Source organism: Micromonospora sp. NPDC005206 (assembly GCF_040608175.1).
In the GTDB taxonomy this organism is placed as follows: domain Bacteria; phylum Actinomycetota; class Actinomycetes; order Mycobacteriales; family Micromonosporaceae; genus Micromonospora.
This window is the reverse complement of record NZ_JBEXHU010000006.1, coordinates 1-13,576: the sequence shown is the minus strand read 5'-3', so window position 1 is coordinate 13,576 and position 13,576 is coordinate 1. Positions and strand designations below refer to the sequence as shown.

General features: G+C 68.0%; 11 protein-coding genes. All 11 read left to right on the top strand.

Translation table 11 applies throughout. From position 1 onward, the window contains the following. Window positions 1–96 precede the first annotated feature (96 nt). The 11 genes from ABZU69_RS10110 to ABZU69_RS10060 all read left to right on the top strand — a co-directional run bounded on the left by ABZU69_RS10110 (window position 97) and on the right by ABZU69_RS10060 (window position 13,382). Entirely contained in the window at window positions 97–1,254 is a 1,158-nt protein-coding gene (locus tag ABZU69_RS10110; RefSeq protein ID WP_354964040.1) for an aminotransferase class I/II-fold pyridoxal phosphate-dependent enzyme, read from the top strand. Further along, window positions 1,251–2,336, top strand: a complete 1,086-nt coding sequence (locus ABZU69_RS10105; RefSeq protein ID WP_354964039.1) for a GNAT family N-acetyltransferase — start codon at window positions 1,251–1,253, stop codon at window positions 2,334–2,336. Before ABZU69_RS10110 ends, ABZU69_RS10105 begins: the two co-directional genes overlap by 4 nt. A 354-nt stretch (window positions 2,337–2,690) precedes the next feature. Further along, window positions 2,691–2,816 carry a hypothetical protein gene (locus tag ABZU69_RS10100; protein WP_354964038.1) on the top strand — a complete coding sequence of 42 codons (126 nt, stop codon included), beginning with the start codon at window positions 2,691–2,693 and terminating at the stop codon, window positions 2,814–2,816. Continuing rightward, window positions 2,813–3,937: a hypothetical protein gene (locus ABZU69_RS10095; protein WP_354964037.1), complete on the top strand. Its 1,125-nt coding sequence runs from the start codon at window positions 2,813–2,815 to the stop codon at window positions 3,935–3,937. Before ABZU69_RS10100 ends, ABZU69_RS10095 begins: the two co-directional genes overlap by 4 nt. A 178-nt stretch (window positions 3,938–4,115) precedes the next feature. Then, the gene (locus tag ABZU69_RS10090; RefSeq protein ID WP_354964036.1) at window positions 4,116–4,778 is read left to right on the top strand and encodes a sugar transferase; all 663 of its coding nucleotides are present in this window, start codon (window positions 4,116–4,118) and stop codon (window positions 4,776–4,778) included. Between the two features lie 158 nt (window positions 4,779–4,936). Continuing rightward, window positions 4,937–6,199 (top strand): nucleotide sugar dehydrogenase, encoded by a 1,263-nt coding sequence (locus ABZU69_RS10085; RefSeq protein ID WP_354964035.1) that lies wholly within the window; start codon window positions 4,937–4,939, stop codon window positions 6,197–6,199. Window positions 6,200–6,313: 114 nt separating this feature from the next. Next, complete coding sequence (locus tag ABZU69_RS10080; RefSeq protein ID WP_354964034.1) at window positions 6,314–8,320, top strand: heparinase II/III family protein; 2,007 nt, start codon at window positions 6,314–6,316, stop codon at window positions 8,318–8,320. Further along, the gene (locus ABZU69_RS10075) at window positions 8,317–9,504 is read left to right on the top strand and encodes a glycosyltransferase family 4 protein (protein WP_354964033.1); all 1,188 of its coding nucleotides are present in this window, start codon (window positions 8,317–8,319) and stop codon (window positions 9,502–9,504) included. Before ABZU69_RS10080 ends, ABZU69_RS10075 begins: the two co-directional genes overlap by 4 nt. Next, window positions 9,498–11,318, top strand: a complete 1,821-nt coding sequence (locus ABZU69_RS10070; protein ID WP_354964032.1) for an ABC transporter ATP-binding protein — start codon at window positions 9,498–9,500, stop codon at window positions 11,316–11,318. The genes ABZU69_RS10075 and ABZU69_RS10070 overlap by 7 nt, the downstream gene beginning before the upstream one ends. 517 nt (window positions 11,319–11,835) lie before the next feature. After that, complete coding sequence (gene gntA / locus ABZU69_RS10065) at window positions 11,836–12,780, top strand: guanitoxin biosynthesis heme-dependent pre-guanitoxin N-hydroxylase GntA (protein ID WP_354964031.1); 945 nt, start codon at window positions 11,836–11,838, stop codon at window positions 12,778–12,780. Beyond that, a complete protein-coding gene (locus ABZU69_RS10060) occupies window positions 12,780–13,382 on the top strand; it encodes an urea carboxylase-associated family protein (protein ID WP_354964030.1) in 603 nt (200 codons plus the stop codon). The genes gntA and ABZU69_RS10060 overlap by 1 nt, the downstream gene beginning before the upstream one ends. The last annotated feature ends 194 nt before the right edge of the window (window positions 13,383–13,576 follow it).

The window sequence follows — 13,576 nt, the reverse complement described above, 5'->3', positions numbered from 1 at the left end:
CCCGAACCGCACACTGAGCACCGGATGCCCTCGATGCCTGTACCCCCGCATTGCGCGCAGGTGACCGGTGTTCGCATCCACCAAGGAGTTTGTCCCGTGACCGATCCGGTCCTCCTGTCGCCTCCCGATGTCGGCCCGCTCGAGGAGTCGTACGTCCTTGACGCGCTCCGGTCCGGATGGGTCGCACCGGCGGGGCCGCACCTCGAGGCGTTCGAGCGCGAGGTCGCCGAGCGGGTCGGCTGCGCGCACGCGCTGGCGCTGGCCTCGGGCACCGCCGGCCTGCACCTGGCCCTGCTCGCCCTCGACGTAAGGCCCGGGGACGTCGTCGTGGTCCCCACCCTGACGTTCGTCGCGACGGCCAACGCCGTGGTCTACACGGGAGCGGAACCGGTCTTCGTCGACTGCGAGCCCGCCACCGGCAACCTTGATCCGGCGTTGCTGGATGAACTGCTCCGCAACCTACGCGCCCGGGGCCGAAGGATCGCCGCCGTGATGCCGGTGGACATGTTCGGAGCCTGCGCCGACTACTCCCGGATCCTGCCGCTCTGCGCCGAGGCCGAGGTACCGGTCGTGGAGGATGCCGCGGAGGCGTTCGGGGCCACCCGGCACGGCCGAGCCGCCGGGTCGTTCGGCCGAGCCGGGGTGCTCTCGTTCAACGGCAACAAGATCATCACAACGTCCGGCGGCGGGATGCTCCTCTCGGACGACGCCGACCTGATCGCCCGCAGCCGCTACCTGTCGACCCAGGCCCGCCAGCCGGCTTCCCACTACGAACACATCGAGGTGGGCTACAACTACCGGCTGAGCAACGTGCTCGCCGCACTCGGTCGGGCACAGCTGCGCCGGTTGGACGAGGTCGTGGCGCGACGGCGCCGGCTGCGGGAGCGTTACGCGAAACTCTTCGCCGCGGTCCCTGGCGTGCGCCTGCTCGCCGACGATGACGTGGGTGCCAACTGCTGGCTCACCACTATCGCCGTCGATCCGGCAGCCGCCGGCTGGCGGGCGGCGGACCTCGCCGCCCACCTCGGCGCGTATGACATCGAGACCCGGCCAGTCTGGAAGCCGATGCATCTTCAGCCTGTTTTCGCCGGTGCGCGCGCGCTGCTCACCGGCGCCGCGCAGCGGCTCTTCGAGAACGGCCTCACCCTGCCCAGCGGCACCGCGATGACCGAGAGCCAGGTTGTCCGGGTCCTCAATTCGATCGAACAGTTCCTCGAGGGCCGATGCCCCCGGGGGGATGAGACAGTGAGATGAACTTCGAGATCTGGAACGCCCGAAGGACCGCGGACGCGGCCCGATGGCTGGCTGTTCACCAGGCGTGGGCCGCCCGGGAGGTGTTCGCCCACCCTTCCTACGTACGCCTCTTCGCCGGCGAGCAGGACGAGCCCCTCGCGGCGTACGCCGAGACGCCGTCCGGGTTCATCCTGTACCCGTTCGTGCTCCGGCCGGTCACCGCGCCGCATCTGGTCAGCCCCGGCCGACCGGTTTTCGACATCACCAGCCCGTACGGCTACGGCGGAGCGTTCCACACCGGCGCTGGGGAGGTGGACGCCAAGGAGTTCTGGTCGGCGTTCGACGACTTCTGCCGGACCCGCAACGTGGTGTCGGAGTTCACCCGCCTCTGCCTGTTCGAGGACCGGCGCCTACCGTACCCGGGCCGGACCGAGCAGAAGCTCGTCAATGTGGTGCGCGACCTGCAGACATCTCAGAACCAGATGTGGCGGGAATTCGACCCCAAGGTCCGCAAGAATGTGAACAAGGCTAGGCGGCTGGGCGTCCGGATCGAGGTCGACGAGACCGGGGCACGCCTCGACGACTTCCTGCAGATCTACAAGTCCACGATGGACCGCCGGCACGCCAGGGCAAACTTCTACTTCCCTCAAGAGTTCTTCAGGACCATTGTCCACGAACTACCCGGACACTTCGCCTTCTTTCATGCCCTGCACGACGGGCGCGTCGTCTCCACTGAACTCGTCCTGTCGTCAACCCACACGCTGTACTCCTATCTGGGTGGCACCGAGCGGTCCGCATTCGACCTGCGCCCGAACGACTTGCTGAAGGTCGAGGTCTTCCGGTGGGGACAGGAGCACGGGAAGAGGCACTTGGTACTCGGCGGCGGCTATGCGCCCGACGACGGCATCTTCCGCTACAAGCGAGCCTTCGCCCCCGACGGCCTGGTGCCTTACTCGGTCGGCACCAGAGTGTTCGACGAGCAGACGTACGCCCAACTGGTCGACGCGCACCAGACGCAGGGGCGGCGCCGGCTCGCTGGTTGGCAACCGGATCCCGGTTTCTTCCCCGGGTACCGCCAGGGCCTGCCGTCCGTACCGGCCTGACCCACGCTCCCCGAGGCCCGGCCGCGGCTGCGAATGGGCCGCCACGGCGCGCCCCCGTCGGTCCGAACAGGCCGATGTCGAGGTGCCTCGGCAAACCCTCCCGGGCGGTCGCCGGGTTAGTTCGATTTGAGAGTATTAGGAACATTTGCCCTGGATGGGGCGATAGGATGGCATTAACCCCGTCAGCCATAACTACCGGTCCGATCTGGGGCTGACCACCGATGCAATGCATTGCAGCTTGCGGACGAGTTCCCCGTCGGCTTGGCGCCTCACGGTGACTACGTGGTCGCCGGCGCATCGCGGACGGCATTCCGGGCGTCGAGCTCCGCCCAGCTACCGCGAAAGGAGAGTGGTGTGGTTCCGGCCGCCCAGGAACAGAGACCGAGGAATGTGGTGCTGGCATCCGCGCTGCTGCTGCTCAGCCCGGCCATCGCCACCAGCACGCAGGACGTCCTGGCAACCTCCGGGCCGGCCACATGAGAGGGGGCGACCGCTGGGAGGTGGGGTCCGCGTTCCCGCTGATGCTGCCGCGTGGCCTCGGTCGGGACGAACCGCCCGAGCAGGTCCGGTACTTCGGATCGGGGCGGCAGGCACTGAGGGCCCTCATCGAGTTCGGCCGGCGGGAGTACGGGTGGCAGGCGGTACACGTCCCGGCCTACTACAGCCCCTCAGTGGTGCAATGTATTGTCGATCTGCTCCCCGTGCGCCGATACGACGCCGGACCGATGGGTCCCCACCCGCGGCCCGAGGCCGGGCCCGCGGATGCGGTGATCACCGTTTCGTACTTCGGCGAGCCCCCCATACTGCCGTCGACTCCGGCAACCTTGATCATCGACGTGACTCACGACCCGGTCGCGCCCTGGCTCGACCAGACCCGGGCTGACTACGTCGTTGCCTCGCTGCACAAGACCCTGCCGCTGCCCGACGGAGGGGTGCTCTGGTCGGGCAACGGGCGCGCGCTGCCGCCCGCCGTGCCGCCGACCGAGGGCCACCTCGCGACGGTCAGCCGGATCCTGTCCGCGATGTGCCTGAAGGCGGCCTACCTGGAAGGCTCACCGCTGCACAAGGAGCAGTACCTCCCGCTCTACGCGGCCGGCGACGCGGCGTTGCGCTCGACCACGGTCAGCGGGATCTCCGACTTCTCCCGCGAGGCGCTGCGCGTCCTTCCTGCGCAGGAGTTGCGCCGCCACCGGATGGTCAACGCCGCAGAGCTCACGTCGGGCCTGCGGGATCTTCCCGGCGTAATGGCCCACACCCGCACCTTCGGCGTGGTGCTGGAGTTCGACTCGCCCGAGCGGCGCGAAGCCATCCGGCACGGGCTGATCGCCAGGAGCGTCTACCCGGCGGTGCTCTGGAGTCTCACCCCAGAAGACACCCCACCGCACCAGTTGGACTTCTCCCGCCGGATGCTCCACCTGCACACCGACCTACGGTGGAGCAGCAGCGACATGCGGCAGGTGGCGGCCATCCTGCGCGAGCTGTGCCATCGATATCCGTCAAAGCCATACGTCGGATCCGCGGTCGCCGTCCCCAACCCCGTCACAATGCCGCCAGATGACCAGCCGACGCCCGTGTCACCAGGAAAGACGACGCGACGCTGAGTGGCCGACCGGGCGGACTCCGTCCGATGCGGACGATGTTTCGCCGGTGCAGCGCGAGGCCCGATGAAGAGGGCAAATATCGCCGCCGGAAACCGGACGAGCGGCTTCCTCGTCGCCATGCCCGGACACCAACAGACCACATTGCTGACGCGACGACTGATTTGTGGGGAGCACCACCGTGGCCACTGAACGCCATCCGTACGACCGCCTCAGGCGGGTACTCGACATCTTCGTCGCCAGTCTCGCGCTGCTGGTCCTGTCACCGGTCCTGCTGGCCGTGAGCGTCGCGGTTGCGCTGGTGATGGGCCGCCCCGTGCTCTTCCGGCAGAGCAGGCCAGGACGCTACGGCGCATTGTTCGAGCTGCGGAAGTTCCGGACGATGCGCCCGCCAGGTCGAGGTCGGGTTAGTGACGGCGAGCGACTGACCCGTCTCGGCAGGTGGCTGCGCCTGACCAGCTTGGACGAGCTGCCGACGCTGTGGAATGTCCTGCGGGGGGACATGAGTCTGGTGGGACCGCGTCCCCTCCTGGTGCAGTACCTCGAGCGGTACACGCCGGAGCAGGCGCGCCGCCACGAGGTGCGTCCTGGCGTAACCGGCCTGGCCCAGGTCCGCGGTCGCAACGCCCTGAGCTGGGAGGAGAAGTTCGCCTACGACGTGCAGTACGTCGACGGGCGGTGTCTCCGCCTCGATCTGCGCATCCTGATGGAGACGGTGGTCAAGGTCGCGCGTCGCGACGGCATCACGGCTGACGGCCACGCAACGGCCCCCGAGTTCTTCGGCACCGCACAGTCGCTGGCAGACGCCAGCCGTGGCGGCACCTCACGTGACGCGAGCTGGTGAAGCCAAGTGCCGCCAGTGCACCTTCTGCAGCCGCACGCACGGCAGACCCAGACCCCCTTCACACTGAATATCCTATTTCTAACGGTTATTGGGATCTGTCGGCACTAATGGGCGTAAGCTCCCTATTGGTGCAGACCGTGCTGGTTGGAGGGGCAAAAATGGGGGTTGAGAAGCTGGTCGTCGTTGGCCAGGGGTACGTCGGTCTCCCGCTGGCGATGAGGGGGGTGGAGGCCGGGTTCGATGTAGTCGGCATCGACCTCGACGAGAGTCGCGTCAAGCGGCTCACCTCGGGCGAATCGTTCGTCGAGGACATCCCCGCCGTCCGGCTCGGCCGGGCCTTGGACACGGGTCGCTACCACCCCACCACCGAGTACGCGGACGCCGCCGGCTTCGACGTCTGCGTCATCACCGTCCCCACACCGCTGCGCGACGGAACCCCCGATGTCAGTTACATCGAACAGGCCGGTGTCAGACTCGGCCCGCACGTCAGCCGCGGGTGCACGGTGATCCTGGAGTCGACCACCTACCCGGGCACCACCGAGGAACTGCTCCGCCCGCTGCTAGAGACGGCCAGCGGGTTGCAGAGCCCGGGCGACTTCCACCTGGGATACAGCCCGGAACGCATCGATCCGGGCAATCCGACGTGGCGGCTGGACAACACCCCGAAGGTGGTGTCCGGAATGGACGCCGCGGCGTTGCGCCAGGTGGACGCGTTCTACCAGCGGATCGTCCAGCGGACCGTCCCGGTCGACTCGACCCGGGTGGCGGAACTCACCAAGCTGATCGAGAACACGTTCCGGCAGGTCAACATCGCCCTGATCAACGAGCTGGCGGTGCTGTCGCACGAACTCGGCGTCGACGTGTGGCAGGCGATCGACGCCGCAGCGACCAAGCCGTTCGGCTTCATGTCGTTTCGGCCGGGCCCGGGCGTCGGCGGGCACTGCCTGCCGATCGACCCCTGCTACCTGTCCTGGCAGGTGAAACGGACCCTCGGCCGGCAGTTCCGGTTCGTGGAACTGGCCAACGACATCAACCACGAAATGCCCGAGCACGTCGTCCAACGGATCATGACTGGGCTCAACCGGCAGGGCCGGGCCGTCAACGGGTCCCAGCTGCTGGTGCTCGGTCTGGCGTACAAGAAGAACACCGGCGACATGCGCGACTCCCCGGCCATCGAGATCACCCGCCGGCTCCAGTTGCTCGGCGCCCGGGTACGCGCCGTCGAGCCGTACGCCGAACCGCACCACATCCCCGACGGCGTCGCGGTGGTGGACCTCACCGAACGCGAACTGCGGGCCGCGGACGCGACGGTGGTGGTCACTGACCACGACAGCCTCGACTACGAGCTGGTCGTGCGCTGCGCGCGCTACGTCTTCGACGCCCGCGATCGCTGCCGAGGCGACAACGTCGAGCGGCTCTGACCGCGGCGCACCGGCGCGCGGAGGCTTGGACCGCCAAACCAGCCACGCTCGGGCCGCCACTGACCGGCAGGCCGCATCCGGACGGACAAATAACGGTAACCGGGGGGAAAGTCGATGGGAAACACCAGTCTGCGCACGATCGCCGCGGACACGCGCGCCCTGGGCCTGTCGGCGCCGCTGCGCGCGGCGTACGAGATATCGAAGCGCGGCGGATTCCATGCCGTCCTGTTTCGGGGCGGGACGCACGGGCACCACCCAGCCACGCCGGTGCCGCTGACCAACACGCTGCCCATCAGCGACGAGGCGAGGCAACGGTGCCTCGACGACGCCCGGCGTGTGCTGCGACAGGGGCTACGCGTCTTTGGGCGCCGGGTGGCGACCGGCGTATCGGCGCCGTGGTGCACCGACCCGCTGACGGGGCGACCATGGCCGGCGCGCGAGCCGTGGTGGAGGATCGATATCCGTTCCGAGGCGCGGCTGTCGGACGTCAAGCACGTCTGGGAGGCGGCACGCCACCGTGACCTCGTCGTCCTGGCGCGCGCCGCCCGCCTCGACCCCGGCGGACCGTGGCTGGACGGGCTCGCCGGCCTGCTGCGGTCCTGGTGCGAGCAGTCACCGCCGGAGCAGGGCGTGAACTGGTACTCGAGCCTCGAACTTGCCCTGCGCGCGATCGCCTGGAACCAGATCCTGGCGCTGGCCGGCGAGCGGCTCCCCCGCGACGTCGTGACCGCCATGGAGCGGCTGCTGCTGGCCAGCGCCCGGCACCTGGTGGTCGAGCTGCCGTACACGTTGAGCAGCATGCGCAACAACCACCTGCTCGGCGACGCGCTCGGGTTGATCGTGCTGTCGCGCATGTTTCCCACCGAGCGGCGCGCGGCGTGGTGGGCGCGCACCGGCGAGAAGATGTTCGCGGCCCAGCAGCGCCGGCACTTCGCCCCCGACGGCCGGATGATCGAGGATTCGCTGTCGTACCACCGCTTCGTCCTCGAGATGCTCATCGTGCGGGTGATGCTTGGCGGCGCGCCGGCCGACGTGCAACGTGACCTTCACGCGGCCGGCCTGCACCTGGCTCGGCTTGGCGTGTTCGACGGCGACGTGCCGCAGTACGGCGACTGGGACGAGGGGCGCGTGCTCGCGTCATCCGGCGACCCGCTCGACGTGGCCGGGTCGGTCGCGCTCGGCCTGGTGCTGTGCGGCGAGCGGGTGCCACCGCGGTGGTACGCCGACTTCGACGAACTGGCGTGGTACGCGCCGGTGCCGCCGAAGGAGGCCGCGCCTGGGGCGGCCGCACCGATCACCTACACCCGGCCGGCGGCGACTACCTCCGGAGGCATCGTCCGCGTCGAGCGCGGGCCGTGGCACGTATGGTTCAAAGTGGACAGCGGGCCCTCGCACGGGCACGCCGACCTGACCTCGGTATGGATCAAGTACGGCGGCAGGTGGCTGATCGCCGACCCCGGCACCGGTGCGTACAACGGTCCGCTGGAGATACGGAACGGGCTGCGTACCTCCGCGGCCCATCCGGTACGCCGGCCGGACGGGCGCGACCAACTCGTGCCGCATCGCGCGTTCCGCTGGCTCAACACCGCGCGCGGATACCTGGCACCCCCGCTATTGCTGCCGGATCGCACCGTCGTCTTCGGCTGGCACGACGCGTACGCGCGCGGCCCACGGCCCGTGCGTGTCGGGCGCGCCGTCGTTGTGGCCGACACTTATGTCGCCGTGGTCGAGTTCGCCGACCCGCTGGGTACCGCAGCATCCTGGTCGCTGACCGTGCCCCTGCACCCCGACGTCACGGCAGAAGGCAACTCGCTCGTCGCGGGCGAGTGCGCCGTCGACATGTTCGGGCTGGACGGCTACACGGCCGTGCGCGGGCAGCCGGCACCGTTCGCAGGCTGGTACGGCCGCACCTACGGGCACTGGGAACCGGCGACGTGGATCACGGTCGAAAGCGGGGCCGACACCGGGGTCTGGGGGCTCGGCAAGGTACCCGGGTCCCGGGCCGAACCGACCGCGCTCGACGGTCTCCGGTTCGAGGTGAACTGGGATCGCGCCGGCGCATGCCTCGTCGTCACCCACATCGCGTCGGGAGAAGTCCATCACGTGCGAGCGCCGCAATGACGGAACACAGGGTCCTCGTCTTCAACCACTTCGCCGTGCCCCGGGGCTATCCGGGCGGTACCCGGCATGTCGAGCTGTTCAGCCGGCTACCCGGGTGGTCATACGTGGTCATCGCGGGCCGCCGCAACATGGTGACCGGGCTGCCGCAGCGGGCGGAGCCAGGATTCCATCCGGTCGCCGTGACGCCGTACCGGGGCAACGGTCTGGGCCGGGTGGTCAACTGGGCCAGCTACGCGGTAACGGCTACGGCGGCGGGCCTGCGGCAACCCCGCCTCGATGTCGTGTACGCGTCCTCGCCGCACCTGCTGGCCGGCGTGTCCGGCTGGATCGTGGCGGCGGTCCGGCGCGTGCCGTTCGTCCTGGAGATCCGGGACCTGTGGCCGCGCGTGCTCGTCGACATGGGAAGGCTTGCGGAAACATCGCTGACGTACCGTGCGCTGGAGCGCGTGGAGCGGTTCCTGTATCGGCGCGCCCACCGCGTGGTCGTCATGGCGCCGGGCGTGCGGGCGGCGGTCGAGGGCAAGGGCGCCGCGCCGGAGAAGATCGCCTTCATCCCCAACGCGGCCGACCCGGAGGACTTCGTGCCCAGCGCCGATCGCGACGAGCTGCGGCGGCGGTACGGATTCACCCGCCGCACCGCCATCTACGCGGGAGCGCACGGTCCGGCCAACGGGCTCGACCTGCTCTTGGACGCGGCCAAGGCGGTACCTGACCTCGACGTCGTGCTGGTGGGGTCAGGTGTGGAGAAGCCGCGCTTGCAGGTGGCGGCACATGGCATCCGCAACGTGCGCTTCCTCGATCCGGTACCGAAGACCGAGATCCCCGACATTCTCCACGCGGCAGACATCGGCCTGCACGTACTCGCTGACGTCGAACTGTTCCGCGTCGGGGTCAGCCCCAACAAGGTGTTCGACTACATGGCCGCCGGATTGCCGATCGTCACCAACAGCCCGGGCACGGTCGGCGACCTCGTCATGGGGGCCGGCGCCGGGTACCTGACCGCCCCGGGCAACCTTGCCCACGGTCTCAGCCAGATGTACCAGGCGAGCAGCGAGGAGTTGACGAAGATGGGCGCGGCCGGCCGGCGGTGGATACGGGAAAACCAGTCGCGTACGGCGATGTCCCGCGCCCTCGGGCAACTCCTCGCCCCACTGGTCCAGCGCGCAGGGGGGGCGTCGTGCTGAGCATCGTCTGGCGCGCCGCCAGGTTGCTCGACCCAGGTACCCGGCGCGGGCTGGTCCTGGGCATTCCGGTCGCGCTCGCGGTGACCCTGCTCGAACTGGCCGGCTTCCTGGCGCTGGCCGCGGTCGTGCAGGTGCTCGCGGCACCGCAGCTCCTGCACGAGGCCGGACCGGACACCCTGGTGGGGCTGGCCCGCCGCGCCGCGCACCCGCACGGACTCACCGACTTCGTGGCGACGGTGGGCGGCGTCGCCGTCACGCTGCTCGTCTCGCGCGGTATCGCGGCTTGCGCGCTCGCGTGGTGGCAGGCCGGGCTGCTGGCCCGCGCCGAGGCGACCCTGTCGGCCAGGCTCTTCCGCACGTTCATGGGCACCAGCTACGAGTTCCACCTGCAACGCCACTCGGCCGACCTGATGCGCACCGTCATCATGTCGGTCCGCTACCTGACATCGCGCGTCCTGCTTCCCGGTACCACGATCATCATCGACGCGTTCCTGATCCTCGGCCTGGCCATGGCGCTGCTGGTCCTGGAACCGGTGACGGCGCTCGTGTCGATCGGCGCGCTCGGCGGCGCGATGGGGACGTACCTGTTCCTGGTCCGCAAGTGGGCGCGGCGCATGGGGGTCGACGACGAGCGGCTGATGTCGCGTGATCAGCGCATCATCCAGGAGGGCCTACGGGCGGTGAAGGTGCTGACCACTCTGGGCCGGCGCGGCGCCGTGGTGCGGCGGTTCGAGACGGCACGCAGCGAGCACACCTATGCGCTTCGCGGGCTGTTCTTCATCTCCAACCTGTCGCGGTACTACCTGGAGTCCGTGGTGCTGCTCGTCATGGCGGCGGCCGCCGGCACGGCGATCCTGGGCGACGCGGACGTACTCGCGTCCGTCGGGGTCATCCTCGCCGGGTCGATGCGGCTCCTGCCGTCGGTGCAACGCGTCCTCGCGATGGCCAACCTGGTTCGCGTGGGCGTGGGAAGCCTCGAGCAGGTGGAGAAGGATCTCGCCGCGGCGGGCAACGACATCACGAGATCGGCGGAGCACGACCCGCAGCCGGTCACCTTCGAGCGGTGCATCGAGTTTCGCGACCTGACCTACCGGTACCCGGCCGCACCCACCCCTGCGCTCGACTCGATCAATCTCACCGTCGGGATCGGCGAGTCCGTCGGCATCGTCGGCCCGTCCGGATCGGGGAAGACGACCCTGGTGGATGTCCTGCTGGGACTGCTGCAACCCACCTGTGGCGGCATCTACATCGACGGCGTGAGAATCACCCCCGAGCTGGTGCACGGCTGGCGCGCCCGGATCGGGTACGTCCCGCAGGAAACGGTGATCATCGATGACACGGTACGCCGCAACGTCGCGCTCGGGCTCGACGACGACGAGATCGACGACGTTGCCGTCGAGCGCGCCATCGCGCAGGCGCAACTGCTCGACACCGTACTCGCGATGCCCGACGGCTTCGGCAGCATGCTCGGCGAGCACGGCGTCCGGCTCTCGGGCGGGCAGCGGCAACGCATCGGGATCGCGCGCGCCTTGTACCTGCACCCGGACGTGCTGGTCCTCGATGAGGCCACGGCCGCGCTCGACACCGAGACGGAAAGGCAGATCGTCGAGACCATCGAGAAGCTGTACGGCAAGATCACCGTATTGGTCATCGCGCACCGGTTGAGCACGGTCCAGCGGTGCGACACCCGCGTGGTCCTCGACCGGGGACGCGTCACCAACGCCCGTGGCCCCAGCGCGCGACCGGCGGGCCAACCGGATCCGCCGGATCTCACAATCGACTATTCCCGTCGATCTGTGAAGGAGGGCGCCTAACGATCTCTGGTCGCTAGGTTCTTCACACTTGGGTCAAGTTTCCTGCGGTGCCGGCCGAGGTGGCGCGCCAGTTCCCGGTATGCCCGTGTCGATCAGATCCGGCGCGGACCTCTCACTGAGATCACCTCACCCTGCGCTGGGCGTCCCGCCCGCCCGGGGGTTTGGCTGCCGAATCGTCCGGAACCGCCTGCGCGGCGATCGTCCTGGCAGCCGGCCAACGCCTTCGCCTGTCGCAGCAACATCCGTCCGCGCAATTTCTGCCAGTCAGCCTTGAAGTCCGCCGACGCTTTCTAGGATGGGCCTGGCCGAGTTTTCATAGCTATGAATCAGATGAGCGTTCATGATCAGATTCAAAGGGAGCGTCTGTGTGCAAGATGGACTGGTTCGGAGCGGTTGGGAATATCAATGGCGGCGGTGATCGATGGTCAGACATCGCCCTCCAGAATGCGTTGGCGACCGACCTTTCCGAGACAGGCTCGGTCAGCGGCACACCGACGGCTACCTGGAACGGTAGGTCGTGACGGACGCCCGTTACCAGTCGGCGAGCGACTGGCGCTTCGATCGACTCGAGGGCGAGCAGCCCCTTCTCGGTGCACACAGCGTGGAGGCGCCGACGCAGCGCACGGCGATAGCGGAGCCGCGCGCCGGATGGGTGGAGGCAGAGGTTCCACCTACGGATGCGGTAGCTGTGGCTCACGGCGTGTTCACCGTCCAAGGGCGCCGGTTGTGCAGGGTCATCGACGGCCGCCCCGCCCACCCACGCACCCGACTGCTTCATGACAAGTTTCGAGCCGCGGTCCTGAGCAGCGCGTACCCGTGCGTGATGGGAGCATCAGTGATGCGCGCCGACAACTACGCCTTCGCCGTCTATGACGAGTTGGGGGCAAAAGAATCGGCCCGTTGCCTTGCCAGGGACCTCGAGTGGTTCGTGCAGAGCCACGAGATCCGTCGCGCGCCTCAGAAGCCTTTTGTAACGTTCATCTCGATGTATGAAAGTCCGACGGTCGACGATGAGGGCGACTTCGAACGCTTGCTGTGGCGTCACTTGAGTTTCGTTCACGAGTGGGACAGGCGAAAGTGGTCATGGGATCCGACGGTGTCGATGGATCCGGACGACCCACGGTTTTCCTTCAGCGTCTCCGGTCAGGCTTTCTTTGTGGTCGGCATGCATCCAAAGGCATCCCGCATCGCGCGGATCGCTCCATTCCCCACGCTGGTCTTCAACCTACACGCACAGTTCGACGCCCTGCGACAACGGGGGCAGATGGATCGGGTCAGCCGGACTATTCGCGCCAAGGACGGACGTCTGCAGGGCCGCCCCAATCCCATGCTCATGCATTTCGGCGAGGCCTCTGAAGCGCGACAGTACGCGGGGCGCGAGGTCGAAGCCGACTGGCAATGTCCCCTCGCTGCACCCGCCACGAGCACCGGCGACGTCTCTTATCGGAAAGGAGCAGACTGATGACGGATACCACCACCATCCAGCGTCTCGCGCCCCAGACCGGCAAAGCGTTTGAGCTACCGGCCGGGGCATATCTCCGCGTCACCGATCCGAACGGAGAACAGGTCAGCGACCTGTACGCCGTATCGGCCTATGATCGAGCGGAGCACCTCTCGTCCGGCCGCAGCCTGGACTACGCCGGGAAGCTATGGCTAACCACCGGTGACGTGCTCTACAGCAATCGCAGCCAGCCAATGCTACGGATCATCGAAGACACTGTGGGCAGGCACGACTTCACCCTCACTCCCTGCTCTCAGCAGACCTTCGACCTCCTCTATCCCGACCATGAGGGCTATCACCCGAGCTGCCAACAGAACATCGCTGACGCCTTGGCTCCGTACGAGGTGGCCGTTGACCACATCGGCGTGAGCTTCAACATCTTCATGAATGTGGTCTACGATTGCAGTACTGGGAAGATGCTGCTCGGGCCCCCGATGAGTCGACCGGGGGATCACATCCTTCTGCGCGCCGAGTCCGATCTCATTGTGGCACTGACGGCATGCTCGGCCGAGAACTCCAACAACGGAACCCTGAAGCCTATAGATTTCACATTGGAGCACTGAGGTGATCTCAGCAAGGTTCGGCGGCCGAGTGGGGATGACACGGGCGTAACGTCCATACCGGACGGTGTTGGATATGGACGTGGAGCCATCGATAGACAGGTTCTTGCGACAGAATCCAGTCTTCGAGAGGGCTCCACGTGATCGCCTATTCTGCCAGGCTCGACGTGCCCAGGGAACTCGTACAGCACGTGGCG

Coding starts and splice junctions, on each gene's coding strand:
- ABZU69_RS10085 (WP_354964035.1), top strand. CDS start 4,937: ATGGGGGTTGAGAAGCTGGTCGTCGTTGGCCAGGGGTACGTCGGTCTC.
- ABZU69_RS10080 (WP_354964034.1), top strand. CDS start 6,314: ATGGGAAACACCAGTCTGCGCACGATCGCCGCGGACACGCGCGCCCTG.
- ABZU69_RS10060 (WP_354964030.1), top strand. CDS start 12,780: ATGACGGATACCACCACCATCCAGCGTCTCGCGCCCCAGACCGGCAAA.
- ABZU69_RS10075 (WP_354964033.1), top strand. CDS start 8,317: ATGACGGAACACAGGGTCCTCGTCTTCAACCACTTCGCCGTGCCCCGG.
- ABZU69_RS10105 (WP_354964039.1), top strand. CDS start 1,251: ATGAACTTCGAGATCTGGAACGCCCGAAGGACCGCGGACGCGGCCCGA.
- ABZU69_RS10095 (WP_354964037.1), top strand. CDS start 2,813: ATGAGAGGGGGCGACCGCTGGGAGGTGGGGTCCGCGTTCCCGCTGATG.